Raw genomic sequence first — 20,390 nt, 5'->3', positions numbered from 1 at the left:
TAACTGAAAGGATAGTTTTATGGCTGATTTTTGAAATTAAAACCCTTTAAATCGTTTTTTATGATTGAAATAAGAGAGAGTGATAACGATGATTCCGAATAAAAGAGGTAAGGCAATAATTTTAGGAAAAGCTTGTAGTAGAGAGAGGATGTACAAGAAAAAAGAAATGATGACAGCTAGAAAGAGAAGAGCAATATAAGATTTTTTCATAAATAAACCCCCTAAATGACCTTTTTTATAGCTTATTCAAAAATGAAAACGTTTAGAATGTGACAAAAGTGTGAAATTCGACAAAAGGGGTTGTCATCTGACGTCGAATCTTGTAATATAATAAGCGTGAACGAATTCACATACAAACATATACCCCTTTGTTTGAACGTGAAAATTTCTCCCATCCCCTTTAATATTTTTATAAGCCGTAAAGAAGAAGACCTGGTGTTTACACCAGGTCTTTTTCTTTTGCTATCCATTTCCAATAACGTTCGCATTTTACTTCAATCATTTGTACTTTTCGTTTCAGTTGTAATTTTTTAAGCTCGCGCTCAATTTCTTGTTGCGGACAGTCATAAATAAATGCTACTTCTTTTGAAGATATAAATTGTGTTGCTTCTAGTAGCACTTCTAAAGGTGGTAATGGTTCTGGCTCAATTTCACATTTTACAAGTTCTTTCAATAATTGTACGTATACATCGTAGGAATAATTTCCAGCGATTTTAATACCTTCTTCATCTGAGTTCGCATGAAAAAAGACGAGGGAGGGTATTTCTGTAATATGCATTTCATTCGTGAATTTCAAGTCACATTGGAAAGCTTTTTTTGCACTAGCAGAATGTAGATCTTTTTTAAATTCTTCTACATCAATATTGCTATCTTTCGCACATGCAAGTAATAGTTCGCAGTCAGGGGTTGATACATTTTCAAGGAAAATGTATTCTTGGAGTTTTCGCAAAAACTTCGAACCTGCTTTTCGGCCCTGTAACTCCGCTGCCTTAATCGCCATCGAAACTAAATATGGTGTTGACGATGCTTCTTGCATATGTACCTTTCCATCACATGAAAAACCTTGTAAACTTGTTGTCTTTTCCCACACAAATCGAATATTAGCAGGTTTATTCCATTTGTGTGAGGAAGCGTTCGTTCCATCCACTTTTCCTGTTACGATATGACGAATAGAGAAGTATTTCCCGTATTCAAGCCATAGTTTAATAATAAAAGGCTCAATTTCCCAGCAATCTTTACAAAGTGGATCAATAAATAAATATGCTTCTACAGACTTATGCTCGCATGCGGAAGGAGATGGCATATTTATATGCTTTGCTTCCTGCTTATCCATTACACTTCACCTGTTTCGTTTGGAGTATTAACCATATGCTGAGCGGTTAATGCTAAACGTTCAAAAACAAACTCTCTTATATGACCATGCACTCCAGTATCATCCATTGCTTGCTCCATACATGATAGCCAAGCCTCTGCTCGTTTTGGAGTAATCTCAAACGGAAGATGGCGTGCTCTTAACATAGGATGACCATGTTCTTCAGTGTACAAATTAGGACCACCTAAATATTGTGTTAAAAATTGCTTCTGCTTCCTAGCGGTTTCTGTTAAATCTTCCGGGAAGATGGGAGATAAGTCAGGGTGTTTACTGACATAGGAATAAAATGTATCTACTAATATTGCAATGCATTGTTCACCGCCAATTGCTTCAAATGGTGTCATCGGTTGCTTGCTCATCCTTTATAAACTCCTTTTTCCATGAAATGTATATCTATTGTAGCAATGGAATGTTCGAGAGGGCAAATAAACAGCCTTCTCAAAGATTCTTTGCCTATTCTACGGATGTAAATTTTTTAGTGAGGTATATCCACTAGCGAAACATATTCACTAGTGGAATTTTCACTTTAGCGTGCTTTGTTTTGTTTGGCAAGGAAAAAGCGTTTTACTTTGTTATTTGTATGACGAACAGGTATGTTATGTTGCGTTAATAAATGAATAAATGCAGCTTTTCCTGTTTCTTCATCTTGCACTTCAAATTCAATTTCATAATCATCGTGATTGTAATAGAAACTATGATCAAAGACAAGCGTTCCGCCTTTAAATAATGTTTCTGCTCTTTCTGTTGTTAAACTACCCATATATGTTAAAGCAGAAACAGGAATTTGTAATTTGTGTAATTGATCTACTACTGCTCCTTGAATGATTGTGTTTGTTTCCATCATCATTTTTGCTTCGTCTTCTGTTACGATTTGATGCGTTTCTAATAAACCGATTTCTGCAGGTTGTTTCGACGTTAACGTATAAGTTTCTCCTTTATGACGAATACGAAGTGCAGAGCCAGCTTCTTTTAACGAGAAGTCAGGTGTTTCAAAGTAGTGATTCACTTGTTTCGTAAATGCTTCAATAGAAAACGATTTGCATAATGTATCGAATTCTTCTTTTGTAACGATATTTTTGAATTCAATTTCAATTTCTTGTGTCATTGTATAATCTCCTTTTGAAAAATAATTCTTTACACATTATCGCTTTTTCATAAATTTGGTTCAATGTTTTATTTGTTTGCGTCCATGTTATGATACAATAATACTGTTAAGTAAGACAGGAAGTTGAGATGGAGGAGTTAGAGCATGCAAAATAAAATCCAAGTTAAGAGCGTAGAAAAGAGAGAGAATGCTCTTATTTTTTGTGCGGAAAATAGTGAAATAGAGGTAAAGGAGTTAAGTGCACGTAATCACGTACTTGTAGACTCAGACAATTTATCATTTTTATATATCTTAGAAAATGAATCATCTTTTATTTATGTAAGTATTCCGCACACATGCTGGGAAGCAATGCATGAAGCGATGAATAACGATGTGGTTATGTTCGTTAGCGTGAATGACATTGAAATGGAATTAGAAGGATTAAAAGAAGAAGTAGAATATTTAGTTGAAAATATTGAAGGTAATGCAAATTACGGAGAAGAATTAGTAACTGCTGTAGAAAAAGTATTTCTATAAGCAAATGGATTGATTTTGGTGGTGGTTGAAATGAATCGAAATTGGGAAGAATTTTTAGCACCTTACCACCAAGCGGTGGCAGAGCTGAAAGTGAAACTAAAAGGAATGCGTACTCAATTTGCAATGTTAACAGAGCATTCTCCAATTGAGTTTGTAACAGGAAGGGTAAAGTCGGTTGCAAGTATTATTGATAAAGCGGAGAAGAGAAATGTACCGCTAGACCGATTGAGAGAAGATATGCAGGATATTGCTGGGCTTAGAATGATGTGTCAATTTGTTGATGAGATTAAGCCTGTTGTAGAATATCTTCGAAAACGAAATGACTTTGAAATCGTGGAAGAACGTGATTATGTCACGCAAAAGAAAGATAGCGGTTATCGTTCTTATCATGTTGTCATTAGTTATCCTGTTCAAACGATTCAGGGTGAACAAAAAGTATTGGTAGAAATCCAAATACGCACGCTAGCAATGAACTTTTGGGCAACAATTGAGCATTCTTTAAATTATAAATATAGTGGACGTTTTCCTGAAGATATTAAAATACGCTTGCAACGTGCAGCTGAAGCGGCGTTTTTATTAGATGAAGAAATGTCTTCTATTCGTCTTGAAATTCAAGAAGCGCAAAAGGCTTTTTCAAGAAAGCAAGAAACGAAAGATTCCGAATCATAAACTAAAGGGTGTTGGGCGATGAAATTTACAATTATGTCAAAGGGAGATCAATCATCAGATACACTGGCAAGCACGATGAAAGAGTACTTGCTAGATTTTGGATTTATAATGGATGAAAAGGAACCCGATATTGTAATTTCTGTTGGGGGAGATGGAACGCTTTTGTATGCGTTTCATCGTTATTATAATCGATTGGATGAAACAGCATTTGTTGGTGTACATACAGGACATTTAGGTTTCTATGCAGATTGGTTACCGACAGAAGTAGAGAAATTAGTAATTGCGATTGCAAAAACACCATTCCAAGTGGTGGAATATCCGCTTTTAGAAGTTATTATTCGCTATGTGAATGGAAGTAAAGAGTCACAGTATTTAGCGATGAATGAGGCGACTGTAAAAAGTGCAGAAGGTACATTAGTAACAGAAGTAGAAATACGTGGAGAATATTTTGAAACATTCCGCGGGGACGGTCTTTGTATTTCTACTCCTTCAGGAAGTACTGCGTATAATAAAGCGCTTGGCGGAGCAATTATTCACCCATCTATTGAAGCGATTCAAATTGCAGAAATGGCGTCCATTAACAATCGTGTGTTTCGTACTGTAGGATCGCCACTCGTATTGCCGAAGCATCATACATGTGTGTTAAAGCCGGCTGCAGGAATGAACTTACAAATTACAGTGGATCATTTAACAATGGTCCATCAAGATGTGAAATCAATCCAGTATCGCGTCGCAAACGAGAAAGTACGATTTGTTCGTTTCCGCCCGTTCCCGTTCTGGAAACGAGTTCGTGACTCGTTTGTTGCAGATAAATAGAAAGGGTTATATATTTGAACAGATTTACATTGAAATGGGATATAGGGCTGGCTGAAGAGGGAACTTTAGTTAGGGAATTTTTGAAAACGAAAGGTATTTCTAAAGCCGCTTTAACGGATATAAAGTTTCACGGCGGGGCAATTGAAGTAAATAGTCAACATGCGAGTGTTCGTCATCAGTTGCGCGCTGGTGAAGAATTAAGTGTCTTTTTTCCAGTCGAGGAAAGAAGTGAAGGGATGATGGCAGAAGATATCCCTTTATGCATTGTATATGAAGATGATGCGGTTCTTATCATTGATAAAGAGGCGAACATGTCAACGATTCCGTCTAGAGAACATCCGACAGGGAGTGTTGCCAATGCGATTTTATCTCATTATGATAAGCAGCATCTTGCAAGTACAGTGCACATTGTAACACGGTTAGATCGTGATACTTCAGGGCTTATGCTTATTGCAAAAAATCGTTTCGTGCATCATCTTTTATCGAAGCAGCATCAACAAAAAGCTGTGAAACGAACGTATGAAGCAATTGTTCACGGAAAGATTGTAGAACGAGAAGGAATGATTGATGCACCAATTGGTCGAAAATCTGATAGCATTATTGAGCGAACGGTTTGTGAAGATGGACAAAGGGCAGTTACTCATTTTAAAGTAATTGATAGTACATATGATAAGACACATGTAGGGCTTGAGCTTGAGACAGGAAGAACGCATCAAATTCGTGTGCATATGGCTCATATAGGACATCCATTACTTGGTGATAGCTTATATGGAGGGAGAAGGGATGAAATGAAACGGCAAGCACTTCATAGTAAATCTTTGACGTTTTATCATCCTATTTTAGAGAAAGAGATGTCTTTCACTATAAAGCTTCCAAGCGATATGCAAGAAGTGTTGCCGCATACTTAAAAAGGGAACAAAATTCTTATATTATAAAGAATTTTGTTCCCTTTTTTCTTAGCGGAATAATATTAAAATTTGGTTTTCACCCGTACGCTTTATAACGAAAAATCCACTTTCGGCTTTTGTAGCAATGCCATTGCCATTTGGACGACAATATCCATGTGCTTCGCAAGTGCCGTCATCACGTACTAACATTTGTCCAATTAATCCGACAGGAAGCCACTCGGCGCGATCTTTTCTTGCTACATATTTGCAAGCTGGATCCCATTCTGTATTTAAAAGAGGTTGTATTTCTTCTGTTTCCGTCCATACATATTGGCGTTTTCCAAAGTTATCTGTTTTATAGCGTTTTTGCCAACTTAAAGCCCCGCTATTTCCTATAAGTGCAGGGGTTGCACTAGATATTCCTAAAATGAAAGAATCGTGTGAAGTAGCTATCCGAATTTTTTCTTCGCTACTAAATGTAACGAAATAACCGACATCAATAGGTTTATGACCTTCTGTTTCAAACATTTGTGCAAAATCCGTTCCGCTTGCATTGTAAGACGCGCCCTCAATGTACATTTCTCCATTATGGGCAAGCCATTTAGCCCCGATATTATGGTCGGTGTCGTTTACACCATTTGCAATAAACCAAGAATAAGCTTCTTCTGCAGTGCCGAAGCGCCCCATAATATGGCTACCTGCAAAATGAGCTGTTGATGTATGATGACCTTCCGCATGAGAAGAGGATCCGTTAGCGATAGTTGCGGTTCCTTCTGCGTGTGCTGCTTCGCCTAAAGCAATCGTCTGTTTACCCTCCGCATGAGAATAAGCACCGCTTGCTGTCGTTTCACTTCCCTCACTATGCGAACTATGTCCGGTTGCTTTTGAGTTTGATCCTTCTGCATGAGAGAAAGAACCTTTTGCGTGTGTTAATAAGCCTTCCGCATGTGCTGCCATGCCCTCCGCATGAGAGTGAAGCCCCTCCGCATATGCATATCGGCCGCCCCTTTTAACTTTTGTATTTTCAGGTGTAGGTGTCTCAATTATGAGTGGTTTTTCAGTTTGTATATCATTCGATGAAGCCAATGCCTCTTTTATTTTTTTTACTTTGTTTATAATAGCAGCTGGAATTTCTGGTTCCACTTTTTTATTTATTGCTACAGAAATATTTTCTTCGGCCTTTTCTTCTGTTTGGTTAGAATGTAGTACCTGTTCATTTTGATTTGAGAGCTGTTTATTTTTTTGTTTCATCTTTATTTTTTTACGATCGATTATGTGGCTCATCACAGCATTTTCTAAAGAGACATATGTTGGTTTTACTTTGCTTTTTTTTGATGACTCTTGTTCTTCCAGTTCTTCTATCGCTGCAGCCCGAATACTACACCAGTTGTTAATTCCGTACATGGGCAGATATAAAGGGGGAAATTTTCTTTTTTGTTTAGAAGATTTTTTCTTCATTCTGTCACCTCCTGCGACATTATATGTAGGGTAATTAAAAAAAGATGCACTTTATTGCATCTTTTTTTAATTACTTTACCTAGTTTTATATGAAATCTGCCTAAATAATGCTAAGTAAGGTAGTTATGAAATTGGACGGAATTTCTCAGCGACAAAAGGTAACGAAGAAGGGACAGAGATAGTCTCCATTTCAGGATAACGTAATCCGGTTAATTTGCCACCAAATACAGCACCAGTATCAATATTGACTGTCTGATTGACGAATCGAGGTTCTGCTACTGGTGTATGTCCATATACAATCCAAGCTTGCCCCTTGTACTCTTGCGCCCAATCGCGACGGACAGGTGAGCCATCGGCATGCTTTTCTCCTGTAATATCGCCATATAATACAAAGGTTTGTACTTTTTTATCTCGTCTTCCTATGTAATCTTGCCGAATCCCAGCGTGACATACGATTACTCTTTTTTCATCTAGTATGTGGTAGAGCGGTGATTGTTCATAAAGAGTGATAAACTTTTCTTTTATAATGTTTTGCTTATGAGAAGGAAGTGCCTCATATTCAGCAACAGTTGTTTCAAGTCCGTGAGCGACTGTTACATTACGCCCAAGGAAAAATCGATATAGTTTATTACAGTGATTTCCAGGAGCGTAATAAGCTTCTTTTCTATGTATGACAAGTTCCCATACAATTTCAATCATACGTAATGAATGAGGACCACGGTCTGTAATATCGCCAACGAATGCAAGTTTACGTTGGTCAGGGTGAACCGGTAGACCGCTACTCCAGTTATATCCTAGCTTCTCTGTTAAATTTTGAAACTCTTGGAAGCATCCATGAATATCTCCTATAATGTCATATTTCATATTTAAACCTCCATCGTATTTTTCATTAGTATATCTAAAAAAGGATAGAGATAAAAATATAGCGTTTTTGTGTTGTTCATTTAAACATAAAGATTTTCGTTCTTGAGCGAACATTTAAAATGAATCCAATCGCAATCATGTATGTAAGCAGTGAACTTCCTCCGTAACTCATAAGAGGTAATGTTATCCCTGTAATGGGAAGTAATCCGATTGTCATCCCGATATTTTGGAATACTTGGAAAGTAAACATTCCGATTGTACCAGCGCAAATGTAACTACCGAAAGGGTCATTACTTTCTAAAGCAATATGAATCATTCGAAAAATGAGTAAGAAAAAAAGAGAAATAATGACACTTGCGCCTAGAAATCCAAATTGTTCAGCGACATTAGTGAAAATAAAATCTGTATGTGGTTCTGGAAAATATACTTGTCCATTTTCCCACCCTTTTCCTTGCATTTCTCCGGATCCAGTCGCTAAGAATGCTTGTCTTAATTGATAGCCTTGTGCATCATATTTGTAAGGTGCTAACCATCCGTAGAAGCGATTTAATTGATATTCTTTTAAAATGTGTGCTTTAAAGAAATCTGTGTGAGTAAAAAAAATATATATTAATGTAGATCCAGCAACGAAAGTACCTGAAACTAATCCGAAAATAAAACGCCATCGTATGCCAGAAACTAGTATCATTGCTGCAAGCATCGCTGAAATGACCATTGTGTTTCCTAAATCTGGTTCTTTTGCAATAAGTAGTAGTGGTGGCAAGCTTGTCGCAAATATTTTTCCAAGTAATAAAAAATCATCACGCATTGTTCGGGGAAAATATTTCTCATTATGATTTGCTATAATTCTTCCAATGACGATAATTAAAAACAATTTCATAATTTCAGAAGGCTGAAAATTCCCGATGCCTGGGAGCCTGTACCAAGCGGTAGCGCCTTTAATTGTAACGGCACCTGGTACTTGAAGTTCTAGTCCAATAAGTAGTACCATTGCAAAGCTATACAAATACCAAGCAATTTTTTGATAACGATCGAAATCGATAATCATAATAACACCAATGGCTATAAATCCAATGAAATACCATTGGATTTGCTTTAGTACAAAATTGACGTTTTGTAAAAATGGCGGTAAAGAGGCTTGCGCACTTGCAATAGCACAACAACTAACAATCCCAATGGCAAATAAAATAAATAGCAATACGTAGTCTATTTGATATTGAGAATTTGGATCTTTCAATGTAGGTATTCCTTTCTAATGCTCTTTATAGTAATGGATTTTATAGTATGAGAAAGAATGTATGAACTATACGAATGATTCGCATATAGCCCATACACTTTTAATTTTGCAGAGTAATTTAATTGTTTAACTCTTTAATAATTATATCCAAACAATGGGAAAGACGTACATGTGCGTCAGGAAAAATATCTAGTTGATGAAGATAGTATTTTAAGGAACTTTTACACCATTGGTAAGCACTAAGTAGAGCTGCTCTATAGTCCGTAGTATTTTGTAAAAAGCCATATTCTTTTGCTGTTATAACGAGGTGTGTGAAATCTTCACAACCTTGAAGGAGCTTATTGTGTATTTGTTGTCCAGCATGGTAGCGAAATTGACTTAAAGGCTCAGAAATGTATATTGCATTTCCTTTAGAAAGTAAAGAAATCCATGAGGCCATATCAACACTACAAGAATATTGTCGCTTTTTAAGAGTACCAAAAGGATCCGTGAGCAATTCTTTTCGAAACAAAGTAGTTGTAGGCTCACCGATAATGTTGTGCCCGCCCTTTAACATCCAATTACCTAAAAATATTCCGTTTAATGGAGTGTCTTCACTATATAACCTTTGGGTTGGATGGGAATCACCTATTAGATTTCCATGATCATCAATACGTACTCGATAAGAAGTAACAAGAGCAAGATTTTTATTGAGATCTTGCTCAAAATAGGCCATCATTTTTTGTATTTTATGCTTATAAAACACGTCATCGTCCATTAAAAAATTTATATACTCACCATTTGATTTTTCTATGAGCATAAGGTCATTGTGAAATTGTCCTAGAGTAGGGATATTTCGAATGTATGTTATATTTTTATAATTTGGTAAGTATTGTTCGCGTATTAAAGTTTCTGTTTCATCATTTGTGCTGTCATCTCCGATGATGATTTCAATATTTGAATAAGTTTGTGCCAATGCACTTTCTAGAGCGATTTTAAAATAATGAGGCCGATTATAAGTGGGAATAAGGATGGAAACGAGAGGTGGATTTTTTTCATTCATCATACATAACTTCCTTTCAGAAGCTTTTTTTTGTAAGAACAATATCTTGGTAACTTGTATATTCATTTCTGCCGCACCATAAACCGTAATGCGGCTTATTAATTATTTCTAGGCCGTACTTATTCAATAGATTGCAAATATCTGTCTCAGGATAAGCAACTGCAAAATTCGGAATATCTTTATTCACAACGTAGCAATTTTCAATTCGATGATAAAAACCTAATGTACTTTGTCCTGCATTTAAATAATAGGACGATTCAGGATTTATAAGAAAGAATGTAATGAAACATCTCCCGTCTTTTTTTAATACACGTACAATTTCAGATACGTAATGTTCTAATTCTTTTGGGAGAAGATGCGTAAATACAGAAGTTAAAAAGATAAAATCGAATGTCCCGTCTTCATAGGGAAAACGATATTGAGAGGCATCTTCTTTTCCTTCTGGATTATAGAATTGATTATATATGTCAACATGTTCAAAGTGAAAATTATTACGCATAGTTGAAATGTTATTTTGACACCAAGTAATTCCATCTTTAAACAAATCAAATCCATAATACGCTCCATCATCATTTAAGTAATTCAATAATGGTACAGCCATTCGGCCGACGCCGCAGCCTACATCTAATACTTTTTCATTTGATTTTAAAGCGCCAATTTGAATAAAATGCTTTAGGAATTCTTTTCCAACTTTTTTGAAGTCACCACCTACATATTGGACGAGTTCAGGAGGGGGGAGTAAAGTCATTTCTTTGTTAAGTTCGCTCATGAGTATACCCCTTTCTTGTATGAGAAGATGCAGTAAATCTATTAATAAAATTTTCAATTTTTAGTGAGAGAACACAGGAAAACAATTGTTATATGTAAGGAGATTCCGAAAAAGAATACTTAATTGGATTAGAAGTGAGAGAAGGATGAATGAAAATAGAATCCCCTATAGATTAAATCTTTTTTTATTCTTTTCTCCAATAAACGCCAAATACATCAATTTTAGTAATAGGGGCTTTTAAATTTCGTTGGTTTCTAAAGTCTGTCACAGCCTCAGCGCATGGCGGTAGCCCGTAGTCATCGATAATTATATAGCCACCTTTAGAAACTTTATCATATAAGTTCACGAGACCATCCATTGTAGATTCGTACATATCACCATCAAGCCGTGCAATTGCTATTTTTTCAATTGGTGCTGTTGGTAAAGTATCTTTAAACCAGCCTTTTAAAAATTTCACTTGATCATTTAGTAAATCATATTTTTTAAAATTCTCTTGTACTTGTTCCAAAGAGACGCGTAAGTAATCGAATGTGTGTAAATAATCACCGTAATCTTTTGGATATTGTTCTAGATTCGGTGCTGGCAAACCTTCAAATGAATCTGCGACCCACACATTACGATTCGTAATGTTGTTTGCTTGTAAAAAACCATTCATAAAAATGCATGATCCTCCGCGCCATACACCTGTTTCAATAAAATCTCCTTCTATATTTTCACGAACAACGGTTTCCATTGCCTCTTGTAATTGGTTCATACGTTCTCGACCAATCATGCTATGTGCTGCTCTTGGCCAATCCATTCCATCATGACGTTCACTTTTTGAAACATTTGGTTTTACAATTTTTAAGTTATGGTTTTCAGCATATTGCTTAATGAATAAAGGGAGGGGGACTGTAACTGGTTCGAATTCTAGTTCTTTCGAAATATGTAGAGATGCGGGTAAGTATGCCTCATATTCCAACCATATTTCAAATAAAATTGTCTTCTTTAGCAATTCGAGATAAAGCTGAACAGCAGATTTACTTTCCATATTTGTGCCTCCTGCAAAATGTCATACAACAATATGATTATGTAGATAGCGAATGTTTCATGATTGAATTTAAAATTGAAAAAGCAGTAAAACTGATAACAGTTTTACTGCTAAGTAAAAAATTAAGCAACTTTTTCAATAATAATAGATGCATTTGTACCAAGAGCTAATGATAGCCCAAGTCCTGTAACGATTACTTCAACTAATGATGGAGTTGTCGTAATTTGCGTAATTGCTTGAACAACGATAGGTGCTCCAACTGAGATTAAAGTAGCCCCAGTACCTGGTACAGATACCCCATTTACTTGGATTGTAAGCCCTCCTAATACACTTATTGCCGCAGTATATACGATAACAGTGATTTTATAGAATCCAGTTTCAGCAATAACGAAAGTATCAGCATCTAATTGAGAAATTGCTGTACCAAACTGAGATCCAACAGTATTAAATGGTACTGGAGCATTAAGTCCAAGATCTAAAGAAATTCCAGCGGAGTTAAATGCATACAATCCTGCTGGAAGTCCTAGTCCGGATGGGCCAGTAGGTCCAGTCGGTCCCGTAGGTCCAGTCGGCCCCGTAGGTCCAGTAGCTCCAGTGTCACCAGTCGGCCCCGTAGGTCCAGTAGCCCCAGTGTCACCAGTCGGCCCCGTAGGTCCAGTAGCCCCAGTGTCACCAGTCGGCCCCGTAGGTCCAGTAGCCCCAGTGTCACCAGTCGGCCCCGTAGGTCCAGTAGCCCCAGTGTCACCAGTCGGCCCCGTAGGTCCAGTAGTCCCAGTGACACCAGTCGGTCCAGTCGGTCCAGTCGGTCCAGTCGGCCCCGTAGGTCCAGTCGGTCCAGTTGGCCCGGTAGGTACAGTCGGCCCCGTAGGTCCAGTCGGTCCAGTAGGCCCGGTTGGCCCAGTCGGAAGGGTAAACGGTGGTATCGGTGGTAATGTAGGTCCTACAAGATTAGGGTCAAATGCACTAGCAGATAAAGATTCATCGGGATTTAATCCATTTGAATAATTATTATTTGACATAAATTCACCTCCATAAAGCGTTCATTATATAGTAGATGCAAAACCGAAAGAAAATGACACGGACATTTGAATTATTGAAAAGAAATCTTAAACTACTTGAACAATTTAAAAAAATGGAAAGTTTAGTATATGTATAACATATGATTGATTTGGAAGAGGGTGATTATGTTGAACAAGCAAGGAATTACAATTAGTTTATGTATGATTGTTCGAGATGAGGAGGAGACAATAGCCCGTTGTTTAGAAACAGTTGAAAAAATTGTGGATGAAATTATAGTAGTTGATACAGGTTCCGTCGATCGAACGAAAGAAATCGTAGAGAACTACACTTCTAACATATATGATTTCCAGTGGATTGATGATTTTGCAGCAGCAAGAAATTTTTCTTTTTCAAAAGCGACGCAAGAGTATATATTGTGGCTAGATGCAGATGACGTCTTATTAGAAGATGCTCAAGAAGCATTGAAATTTTTAAAAAGAGAATTAGATCCTAAAATTGATGCTGTTTCGATGCCTTATCATCTTGCAATGGATTCTAACGGGAAACCTTTATATTGTACAAAAAGAAATCGACTTGTAAAGCGTGAAAAACAATTTCAATGGTTTGGAAAGGTTCATGAGTATTTAGCTATTTCTGGTGAGGTTTTTAGTAGTAATGTTGCTATTACACATAAAAAAGAAAAAAAAGTAACAGATCGTAATTTGAAAATTTTTCAAAATACTGTAGCTGCAGGTGAAGAATTGAGTCCGAGAGATTTATTTTATTACGCAAATGAATCTACGGATAACCAAAAATATGATGATGCAGTTCTTCTATATGAAACATTTCTTAATCAAGACGAAGGATGGTATGAAGAAAAAATTTATGCATGTGGTAAGCTAGGAGATTGCTATGCGAAGCTCGGAATGTGGGAGAAGGCAATCGAATCTTGTGTGAAGTCGTTTCGGTATGACGTCCCTAGAGGAGAGAATTGTACAAGAATAGGATATATATATATGGAACAAGAAAAATATAATGAAGCGATATTTTGGTTTAAACTTGCTACGGAAGTACCAATGGCAACGGAAAGCCCTTTCCATAGTCCAGCTAGCTACACATGGCTACCCTATTTACAAATGTGTATTTGTTATAGCAGGTTAGGGGAGCAGGATAAAGCGTATTATTACAATGAATTAGCAGCTTCTTATGTTCCGAATAATGCTGCAATTGAATATAACCGTAAATATTTTCGGGGAGTTTTTGATAAACCATATAAAGTGTAATAGGTTTCGTTTTTTAGAAATGATTTATCGCTATTCTAACTCTAATAGATTGGTTATATATTAGAGTATCAGTAACGTAACCAATATAAATAAAAGATTTTATACTGCTATTTGCGGGCTAATAATCATTGGGGGATGAAAAAAATCTGCACTTTATAGAATTCATATGAGATTTATATTTCTAATTCAATTTGCATAAGGAGTGTGTGAAATGAATCGCGAAAAAAGTTCTTTATATGAAGAAAAATCCGAGCATTATTATAATGCAGCGAATCCGAATTTATTAAAGCATATAAAAAAGGAATGGAAAGAAGTTCTTGATATTGGTTGCTCGAGCGGTGCATTGGGAGCGGCTATTAAAGAAAATGGTACACGTGTATCAGGAATTGAGGCATTTCCAGAGGCGGCAGAAAAAGCGAAAGAAAGACTAGATCATGTTATTTTAGGGGATATAGAAAAAATAGATCTTCTTTATGAGGAGGGGCAATTTGATTGCGTCATATTTGGGGATGTATTAGAGCATTTATTTGATCCGTGGGCTGTAATAGAAAAAGTAAAGCCATATATAAAGCAAAATGGTGTGATTTTAGCAAGTATACCAAACGTTGCTCATATTTCAGTATTAGCTCCCTTACTTGCTGGAAATTGGACGTATACAGAATATGGTTTATTAGATAAAACACATATTCGTTTCTTTACATTCAATGAAATGCTAAGAATGTTTTTAAAAGCAGGATATTCAATTAGTAAAGTAGATCGTGTATATGTTGATCATAAAATGTATGAACCACTTATTGAGGAGTTATATGGAATTTGTAAAAAATATCGTCTTGGAAGTGGCTTCATGGCTGAGACAGTTGTATTTCAGTATATTATTGAAGCTGAAAAATCACAATTATGAGTGCTGCAGACAAAACAATATTATTTGTTACATGTATAAATGATCGGAAATTGTATGCAAACTGCGTGCGACATATATTGCAATTGTTAGTACCGCCAGGATATATTGTCCAATTTATGCCGATTCGAAATGCGAAAAGTATGACGAGTGGATACAATCAAGCCATTTCGCATCCTGCGAAGTATAAAGTTTATTTACATCAAGATGTTTTTATTATAAATAGGGCTTTTTTATACGGATTACTTCAATTATTTGAGGAACATGAACACCTTGGGATGATTGGGATGGTTGGAGCGCAATATGTTCCTCCGACTGGTGTATGGAACGAAGGGCGTGGAATTGTAGGGAAGGTCATTGGTTATATGAATGATTTGTTTTATATGGCAAGTTTAGAACAACCGTATCATGAATCAAAAACATTTATTCCTGTAGAATGTATTGACGGTTTATTAATGGCGACACAATATGATGTTCCGTGGCGAGAAGACGTATTTGACGGATTTGATTTTTATGATGTATCTCAATCGTTTGAATTTAAAAAAGCAGGATATACAGTCGGTGTGCCTGTACAGCGCGATGCTTGGTGTATCCATTATCATTTTGATGTGAATATGACGAACTATGAAAAGTATCGAAAAATATTTGTGGAACACTATATGTCAGATGTAAATAAGGAAGAATAAAAGGGGGGACAAAAATGAAAGATCATACAATATTAGTCGTTGTTTGTGTAAATAATGAGGAGCTTTTCAAACAATGTGAGAGCCAAATAAGAAACATTTTTGTTCCCCCTGGTTATGTCGTGCAAATTTTTCCGATACGAGATGCGCAAAGTATGGCAAGTGCATACAACCGAGCCCTTTCATATCCAGCGAAATACAAAGTGTATATACATCAAGATACATATCTTATTAATCGAGACATGTTTTCTACACTTATATCTCTTTTTAAAGAAAATGAAAAGCTTGGTTTAATAGGAGTCGCTGGGGCTCAGTTTTTACCGAATAACGGGATATGGTGGGAAGGAAAAAATTTAGTAGGGAAAGTGATTGAGTATAGAAGACAGAATTATCAATTATTAAATTTAGATCAGGTTTTTTATGGTAATCAACCATTTTTGTCAGTTCAGGCAATTGATGGTTTATTTATGGCAACGCAGTATGATATTCCGTGGCGAGAAGATTTGTTTCAAGGGTTTCACTTTTATGATATATCACAGTCTTTAGAGTTTCAAAGGGCTGGTTATTTAATCGGTATCCCAAATCAAGCAAATTTATGGTGTATTCATTACAACGGGGATGAGTTTGATGCGGATACATATGAGAAGTACCGGAAAGTGTTTGTAGAACATTACAAAGATATATTATCTCCATCATAAAGGAGAGATGCAAAGTGAAAGGAATTATTTTAGCAGGTGGTACTGGATCGAGATTATATCCAATAACGAAAGTAACGAATAAACATTTACTTCCTGTTGGTCGGTATCCGATGATTTATCATGCGGTATATAAGCTAAAACAATGCGATATTACAGATATTATGATTATTACAGGTAAAGAGCATATGGGGGATGTTGTTAGCTTTTTAGGGAGTGGTCATGAATTTGGAGTGTCCTTTACGTATCGTGTGCAAGATAAAGCGGGCGGGATCGCACAGGCGTTAGGGCTTTGTGAAGATTTCGTCGGGAATGATCGTATGGTAGTTATATTAGGGGATAATATTTTTTCAGATGATATTCTTCCGTATGTTGAAGAGTTTGCAAATCAAAAAGAAGGTGCGAAAGTGCTATTACAATCTGTAGAAGATCCCGAAAGATTTGGCGTAGCACATATTCAAAATCGAAAAATAGTTGAAATTGAAGAAAAGCCGAAAGAGCCGAAAAGTTCTTATGCGGTTACGGGAATTTATTTGTATGATTCGAAAGTCTTTTCTTATATTAAAGAATTAAAACCTTCTGCACGGGGAGAACTTGAAATTACAGATATAAATAATTGGTATTTAAAACGAGGGGTACTTACTTATAATGAAATGAGCGGCTGGTGGACTGATGCGGGAACTCATGCTTCGCTTCAAAAGGCGAATACGTTAGCACGGGATATTAACTTTGGGAAACAGTTTAACGGAGAATAGGTGAGAATATGAAAGTTATAGAAACAAATTTTACCGATGCAAAATTGTTAGAACCGAGGTTATTTGGAGACGAGCGTGGTTTTTTTTCAGAGAGTTATAATAAGCAGGTGCTAGAAACATTAGGGATTACGTATTCATTTGTACAGGATAACGTATCTTATTCGGCTAAGGCTGGAACGATTCGAGGACTACACTTTCAAAAAAAACCGAAAGCACAAACGAAACTCATTCAAGTTATGCAAGGGGCAATTTATGATGTTATCGTTGATTTACGAAAAAAATCACCAACATTTAAACAATGGAAAGGGTATATTTTAAGTGCAGATAACCATCGGCAATTACTAGTGCCAAGAGGGTTTGCACATGGATTTTGCACGCTTGTCCCGCATACTATCGTTATGTATAAAGTAGATGAATATTATAGCGCAGAGCATGACTCTGGATTACTTTGGGAAGATAAAGATTTAGCAATTCCTTGGCCAGTAACCGATCCTATATTGTCCGATAAGGATCAGATATTACCATTATTAGAGGAATATGAAGATAGTTTTTAAGTAGGAGCGTTGTTTATGAATATATTAGTAACAGGTGGGGCTGGATTTATTGGAAGTAATTTCGTTCATTACATGCTACAAAGTTATGAAACATATAAAATTATTAATTACGATGCATTAACATATAGCGGGAATTTAAATAATGTAAAATCTCTTCAGAATCACCCGAATTACTTTTTTGTAAAGGGAGAAATTCAAAATGGAGAGCTATTAGAACACGTTATAAAAGAGCGGGACGTACAAGTGATTGTAAATTTTGCAGCTGAATCACATGTGGACCGTAGTATTGAAAATCCGATTCCTTTTTATGATACAAATGTAATTGGGACGGTCACTTTATTAGAACTAGTTAAAAAATATTCGCATATAAAATTTGTGCAAGTATCAACGGATGAAGTGTATGGCTCTTTAGGAAAAACAGGGAAGTTCACAGAGAAAACGCCGTTAGCTCCAAATAGTCCATATTCTTCAAGTAAGGCGAGCGCGGACATGATAGCTCTATCTTACTATAAAACATATCAATTACCGGTTATAGTAACGCGTTGTTCTAACAATTATGGACCGTACCAGTATCCTGAAAAATTAATTCCATTAATGGTTACGAATGCACTAGAAGGAAAAAAACTACCGTTATATGGTGATGGTTTAAATGTAAGAGATTGGTTACATGTAACGGATCATTGCAGTGCGATTGACGTTGTTTTGCATAAGGGACGTGTAGGAGAAGTATATAATATAGGTGGAAATAATGAAAAAACAAATGTAGAAGTTGTGGAACAAATTATTACTCTTTTAGGAAAAACAAAAAAAGACATTGAATATGTTACAGATCGTTTAGGGCACGATCGTCGTTATGCGATTGATGCAGAGAAAATGAAGAATGAATTTGATTGGGAACCGAAATATACGTTTGAACAAGGATTACAAGAGACGGTGAAATGGTATGAAAAGAATAAGGAATGGTGGAAACCACTAAAAGACCAGTAAGGGGCATGTTACATGAAAGAGAGGGTTATCATAACAGGAGCAAACGGTCAATTAGGAAAGCAACTATTTGAAGAGTTAAACTCTGAAGAATATGATATATATCCATTTGATAAAAAGTTATTAGATGTGACAAATATATCCCGAATACAACAAGTGGTACAAGAAATAAAACCACATATAATTATTCATTGTGCTGCCTATACGAAAGTAGATCATGCGGAGAAAGAACAGGATCTTGCATATAGAATAAATGCAATCGGAGCTAGAAATGTAGCGGTTGCTTCACAATTAGTAGGGGCGAAGCTAGTTTATATTAGTACTGATTATGTATTTCAAGGTGCCAGACCAGATGGATACGACGAATTTCATAGTCCAGCGCCGATAAATATATATGGAGCCTCTAAGTATGCGGGGGAGCAGTTCGTCAAAGAGTTACATAATAAATATTTTATCGTTCGCACATCGTGGCTATATGGTAAATATGGAAATAATTTCGTGAAAACGATGATGCGATTAGGAAAAGAAAGAGATGAAATATCTGTTGTAGCGGATCAAGTTGGCTCGCCTACGTATGTGGCGGATTTAAATATGGTTATTAATAAGCTCATTCATACTTCTTTATACGGTACATACCACGTATCAAACAGAGGCTCATGCTCTTGGTTTGAATTTGCACAAAAGATATTTTCGTATGCAAATATGAAAGTGAATGTATTACCTGTTTCAACGGAAGAATTCGGGGCTGCAGCTGCGAGGCCCAAATATTCTATTTTTCAACACAACATGCTACGATTAAATGGTTTTTCACAAATGCCTTCTTGGGAAGAAGGATTAGAGCGGTTTTTTATAGAAACCAAAAGTCATTAACAAATTTCTGTTAATGACTTTTTTGTTTGCCTTTAAGCGGTTTTATGGTACTATAATTATAGTATCAGGTACTAATAACAAGTATAAGTATTTCTGGGAGGATATATCATGGAACTATTACAAGGGAAAACATTTGTTGTTATGGGCGTTGCGAACCAAAGAAGTATTGCATGGGGAATTGCTCGCTCTTTGCATAATGCAGGTGCAAAATTAATATTCACATATGCAGGAGAACGTTTAGAAAGAAACGTTCGTGAATTAGCGGACACATTAGAAGGACAAGAATCACTTGTATTACCTTGTGATGTAACGAATGATGAGGAACTTACAGCTTGCTTTGAAACAATTAAACAAGAAGTAGGTACTATTCACGGTGTAGCACATTGTATTGCTTTTGCAAATCGCGATGACTTAAAAGGTGAATTTGTAGATACTTCTCGCGATGGATTTTTACTTGCACAAAATATTAGTGCATTCTCTTTAACAGCTGTAGCAAGAGAAGCAAAAAAAGTAATGACAGAAGGCGGAAATATTTTAACGTTAACATACCTTGGCGGCGAGCGCGTTGTGAAAAATTATAACGTTATGGGTGTTGCGAAAGCTTCATTAGAAGCGAGCGTGAAATATTTAGCGAACGATTTAGGTCAACATGGTATTCGTGTCAACGCTATTTCTGCAGGACCAATTCGTACGTTGTCTGCAAAAGGTGTAGGCGATTTCAACTCAATCTTAAGAGAAATTGAGGAGCGCGCACCACTTCGTCGTACAACAACTCCAGAAGAAGTTGGCGATACAGCAGTATTCCTATTCAGTGATTTAGCACGTGGAGTAACAGGAGAAAACATTCACGTTGATTCAGGGTATCATATCCTAGGATAAATAGAATATTAATTTTTAAAGGACA

At 36.3% G+C, this 20,390-nt stretch carries 24 protein-coding genes; 13 read left to right on the top strand and 11 right to left on the bottom strand.

What is annotated here, in order from left to right; genetic code table 11:
- Positions 1–36: 36 nt before the first annotated feature.
- The 4 genes from BUA87_RS31305 to BUA87_RS11490 all read right to left on the bottom strand — a co-directional run bounded on the left by BUA87_RS31305 (position 37) and on the right by BUA87_RS11490 (position 2,477).
- Positions 37–210: a hypothetical protein gene (locus BUA87_RS31305; protein ID WP_000750352.1), complete on the bottom strand. Its 174-nt coding sequence runs from the start codon at positions 208–210 to the stop codon at positions 37–39.
- A gap of 229 nt (positions 211–439) precedes the next feature.
- A complete protein-coding gene (locus BUA87_RS11500) occupies positions 440–1,333 on the bottom strand; it encodes a ClpXP adapter SpxH family protein (protein ID WP_000360660.1) in 894 nt (297 codons plus the stop codon).
- Positions 1,333–1,731, bottom strand: a complete 399-nt coding sequence (locus tag BUA87_RS11495) for a globin domain-containing protein (RefSeq protein WP_000043386.1) — start codon at positions 1,729–1,731, stop codon at positions 1,333–1,335. The genes BUA87_RS11500 and BUA87_RS11495 overlap by 1 nt, the downstream gene beginning before the upstream one ends.
- A gap of 167 nt (positions 1,732–1,898) precedes the next feature.
- Positions 1,899–2,477: a CYTH domain-containing protein gene (locus tag BUA87_RS11490; protein WP_071713718.1), complete on the bottom strand. Its 579-nt coding sequence runs from the start codon at positions 2,475–2,477 to the stop codon at positions 1,899–1,901.
- A 144-nt stretch (positions 2,478–2,621) separates the two neighbouring features.
- Between BUA87_RS11490 and BUA87_RS11485 the strand changes: the two genes are divergently transcribed.
- From BUA87_RS11485 to BUA87_RS11470, 4 genes are read left to right on the top strand one after another with little or no spacing between them, the layout of a single operon-like run.
- Complete coding sequence (locus tag BUA87_RS11485) at positions 2,622–2,993, top strand: UPF0738 family protein (protein ID WP_001180005.1); 372 nt, start codon at positions 2,622–2,624, stop codon at positions 2,991–2,993.
- Positions 2,994–3,023: 30 nt separating this feature from the next.
- Positions 3,024–3,662: a GTP diphosphokinase gene (locus BUA87_RS11480; RefSeq protein ID WP_001081482.1), complete on the top strand. Its 639-nt coding sequence runs from the start codon at positions 3,024–3,026 to the stop codon at positions 3,660–3,662.
- An 18-nt stretch (positions 3,663–3,680) separates the two neighbouring features.
- Positions 3,681–4,478 (top strand): NAD kinase, encoded by a 798-nt coding sequence (locus BUA87_RS11475; protein ID WP_000673190.1) that lies wholly within the window; start codon positions 3,681–3,683, stop codon positions 4,476–4,478.
- Between the two features lie 14 nt (positions 4,479–4,492).
- A complete protein-coding gene (locus BUA87_RS11470) occupies positions 4,493–5,386 on the top strand; it encodes an RluA family pseudouridine synthase (protein WP_071713717.1) in 894 nt (297 codons plus the stop codon).
- A gap of 48 nt (positions 5,387–5,434) precedes the next feature.
- Here BUA87_RS11470 and BUA87_RS11465 read toward each other — a convergent pair whose 3' ends face one another.
- From BUA87_RS11465 to BUA87_RS11435, 7 genes are all read right to left on the bottom strand, one after another.
- Positions 5,435–6,823: a peptidase G2 autoproteolytic cleavage domain-containing protein gene (locus tag BUA87_RS11465; RefSeq protein WP_071713716.1), complete on the bottom strand. Its 1,389-nt coding sequence runs from the start codon at positions 6,821–6,823 to the stop codon at positions 5,435–5,437.
- Positions 6,824–6,946: 123 nt separating this feature from the next.
- A complete protein-coding gene (gene prpE, locus BUA87_RS11460; RefSeq protein WP_000872702.1) occupies positions 6,947–7,687 on the bottom strand; it encodes a bis(5'-nucleosyl)-tetraphosphatase PrpE in 741 nt (246 codons plus the stop codon).
- A gap of 76 nt (positions 7,688–7,763) precedes the next feature.
- Complete coding sequence (locus BUA87_RS11455; RefSeq protein WP_000654698.1) at positions 7,764–8,924, bottom strand: FtsW/RodA/SpoVE family cell cycle protein; 1,161 nt, start codon at positions 8,922–8,924, stop codon at positions 7,764–7,766.
- 118 nt (positions 8,925–9,042) lie between these two features.
- Positions 9,043–9,969, bottom strand: coding sequence for a glycosyltransferase family 2 protein (locus BUA87_RS11450; protein WP_071713727.1), 927 nt, complete (start codon positions 9,967–9,969; stop codon positions 9,043–9,045).
- A 13-nt stretch (positions 9,970–9,982) separates the two neighbouring features.
- Positions 9,983–10,735: a class I SAM-dependent methyltransferase gene (locus BUA87_RS11445; RefSeq protein ID WP_001292839.1), complete on the bottom strand. Its 753-nt coding sequence runs from the start codon at positions 10,733–10,735 to the stop codon at positions 9,983–9,985.
- Between the two features lie 184 nt (positions 10,736–10,919).
- Positions 10,920–11,765, bottom strand: a complete 846-nt coding sequence (locus BUA87_RS11440; RefSeq protein WP_000444386.1) for a TylF/MycF family methyltransferase — start codon at positions 11,763–11,765, stop codon at positions 10,920–10,922.
- Positions 11,766–11,887: 122 nt separating this feature from the next.
- Positions 11,888–12,784: a BclA C-terminal domain-containing protein gene (locus BUA87_RS11435; RefSeq protein ID WP_072939710.1), complete on the bottom strand. Its 897-nt coding sequence runs from the start codon at positions 12,782–12,784 to the stop codon at positions 11,888–11,890.
- A 165-nt stretch (positions 12,785–12,949) separates the two neighbouring features.
- On the opposite strand from BUA87_RS11435, the gene BUA87_RS11430 reads away from it, so the two are divergent.
- The 9 genes from BUA87_RS11430 to fabI all read left to right on the top strand — a co-directional run bounded on the left by BUA87_RS11430 (position 12,950) and on the right by fabI (position 20,365).
- Positions 12,950–14,047, top strand: coding sequence for a glycosyltransferase (locus BUA87_RS11430; RefSeq protein ID WP_000932916.1), 1,098 nt, complete (start codon positions 12,950–12,952; stop codon positions 14,045–14,047).
- A gap of 211 nt (positions 14,048–14,258) precedes the next feature.
- The gene (locus BUA87_RS11425) at positions 14,259–14,948 is read left to right on the top strand and encodes a class I SAM-dependent methyltransferase (RefSeq protein WP_072939707.1); all 690 of its coding nucleotides are present in this window, start codon (positions 14,259–14,261) and stop codon (positions 14,946–14,948) included.
- A complete protein-coding gene (locus BUA87_RS11420; protein ID WP_001271186.1) occupies positions 14,945–15,631 on the top strand; it encodes a glycosyltransferase family protein in 687 nt (228 codons plus the stop codon). Before BUA87_RS11425 ends, BUA87_RS11420 begins: the two co-directional genes overlap by 4 nt.
- A gap of 14 nt (positions 15,632–15,645) precedes the next feature.
- Positions 15,646–16,326, top strand: coding sequence for a glycosyltransferase family protein (locus BUA87_RS11415; RefSeq protein ID WP_000651522.1), 681 nt, complete (start codon positions 15,646–15,648; stop codon positions 16,324–16,326).
- A 14-nt stretch (positions 16,327–16,340) separates the two neighbouring features.
- Entirely contained in the window at positions 16,341–17,078 is a 738-nt protein-coding gene (locus BUA87_RS11410; RefSeq protein WP_000676160.1) for a sugar phosphate nucleotidyltransferase, read from the top strand.
- Positions 17,079–17,086: 8 nt separating this feature from the next.
- Positions 17,087–17,632 carry a dTDP-4-dehydrorhamnose 3,5-epimerase gene (gene rfbC, locus BUA87_RS11405; RefSeq protein WP_000864165.1) on the top strand — a complete coding sequence of 182 codons (546 nt, stop codon included), beginning with the start codon at positions 17,087–17,089 and terminating at the stop codon, positions 17,630–17,632.
- A gap of 15 nt (positions 17,633–17,647) precedes the next feature.
- Positions 17,648–18,619 carry a dTDP-glucose 4,6-dehydratase gene (gene rfbB / locus BUA87_RS11400; protein WP_001024177.1) on the top strand — a complete coding sequence of 324 codons (972 nt, stop codon included), beginning with the start codon at positions 17,648–17,650 and terminating at the stop codon, positions 18,617–18,619.
- Between the two features lie 12 nt (positions 18,620–18,631).
- Positions 18,632–19,486, top strand: coding sequence for a dTDP-4-dehydrorhamnose reductase (gene rfbD, locus BUA87_RS11395; protein WP_000664659.1), 855 nt, complete (start codon positions 18,632–18,634; stop codon positions 19,484–19,486).
- A 108-nt stretch (positions 19,487–19,594) separates the two neighbouring features.
- Positions 19,595–20,365 carry an enoyl-ACP reductase FabI gene (gene fabI, locus BUA87_RS11390; RefSeq protein WP_000421885.1) on the top strand — a complete coding sequence of 257 codons (771 nt, stop codon included), beginning with the start codon at positions 19,595–19,597 and terminating at the stop codon, positions 20,363–20,365.
- Positions 20,366–20,390: the final 25 nt, after the last annotated feature.

Origin of the sequence: Bacillus sp. bc15, from assembly GCF_900142585.1 — a bacterium.
In the GTDB taxonomy this organism is placed as follows: Bacteria; Bacillota; Bacilli; order Bacillales; family Bacillaceae_G; genus Bacillus_A; species Bacillus_A cereus.
The sequence above is the reverse complement of the archived record's forward strand: the minus strand, read 5'-3'. Positions and strand labels throughout refer to the sequence as shown.

Coding starts and splice junctions, on each gene's coding strand:
- BUA87_RS31305 (WP_000750352.1), bottom strand. CDS start 210: ATGAAAAAATCTTATATTGCTCTTCTCTTTCTAGCTGTCATCATTTCT.
- BUA87_RS11500 (WP_000360660.1), bottom strand. CDS start 1,333: ATGGATAAGCAGGAAGCAAAGCATATAAATATGCCATCTCCTTCCGCA.
- BUA87_RS11495 (WP_000043386.1), bottom strand. CDS start 1,731: ATGAGCAAGCAACCGATGACACCATTTGAAGCAATTGGCGGTGAACAA.
- BUA87_RS11490 (WP_071713718.1), bottom strand. CDS start 2,477: ATGACACAAGAAATTGAAATTGAATTCAAAAATATCGTTACAAAAGAA.
- BUA87_RS11485 (WP_001180005.1), top strand. CDS start 2,622: ATGCAAAATAAAATCCAAGTTAAGAGCGTAGAAAAGAGAGAGAATGCT.
- BUA87_RS11480 (WP_001081482.1), top strand. CDS start 3,024: ATGAATCGAAATTGGGAAGAATTTTTAGCACCTTACCACCAAGCGGTG.
- BUA87_RS11475 (WP_000673190.1), top strand. CDS start 3,681: ATGAAATTTACAATTATGTCAAAGGGAGATCAATCATCAGATACACTG.
- BUA87_RS11465 (WP_071713716.1), bottom strand. CDS start 6,823: ATGAAGAAAAAATCTTCTAAACAAAAAAGAAAATTTCCCCCTTTATAT.
- prpE (WP_000872702.1), bottom strand. CDS start 7,687: ATGAAATATGACATTATAGGAGATATTCATGGATGCTTCCAAGAGTTT.
- BUA87_RS11450 (WP_071713727.1), bottom strand. CDS start 9,969: ATGATGAATGAAAAAAATCCACCTCTCGTTTCCATCCTTATTCCCACT.
- BUA87_RS11445 (WP_001292839.1), bottom strand. CDS start 10,735: ATGAGCGAACTTAACAAAGAAATGACTTTACTCCCCCCTCCTGAACTC.
- BUA87_RS11440 (WP_000444386.1), bottom strand. CDS start 11,765: ATGGAAAGTAAATCTGCTGTTCAGCTTTATCTCGAATTGCTAAAGAAG.
- BUA87_RS11435 (WP_072939710.1), bottom strand. CDS start 12,784: ATGTCAAATAATAATTATTCAAATGGATTAAATCCCGATGAATCTTTA.
- BUA87_RS11430 (WP_000932916.1), top strand. CDS start 12,950: ATGTTGAACAAGCAAGGAATTACAATTAGTTTATGTATGATTGTTCGA.
- BUA87_RS11425 (WP_072939707.1), top strand. CDS start 14,259: ATGAATCGCGAAAAAAGTTCTTTATATGAAGAAAAATCCGAGCATTAT.
- BUA87_RS11420 (WP_001271186.1), top strand. CDS start 14,945: ATGAGTGCTGCAGACAAAACAATATTATTTGTTACATGTATAAATGAT.
- BUA87_RS11415 (WP_000651522.1), top strand. CDS start 15,646: ATGAAAGATCATACAATATTAGTCGTTGTTTGTGTAAATAATGAGGAG.
- rfbC (WP_000864165.1), top strand. CDS start 17,087: ATGAAAGTTATAGAAACAAATTTTACCGATGCAAAATTGTTAGAACCG.
- rfbB (WP_001024177.1), top strand. CDS start 17,648: ATGAATATATTAGTAACAGGTGGGGCTGGATTTATTGGAAGTAATTTC.
- rfbD (WP_000664659.1), top strand. CDS start 18,632: ATGAAAGAGAGGGTTATCATAACAGGAGCAAACGGTCAATTAGGAAAG.
- fabI (WP_000421885.1), top strand. CDS start 19,595: ATGGAACTATTACAAGGGAAAACATTTGTTGTTATGGGCGTTGCGAAC.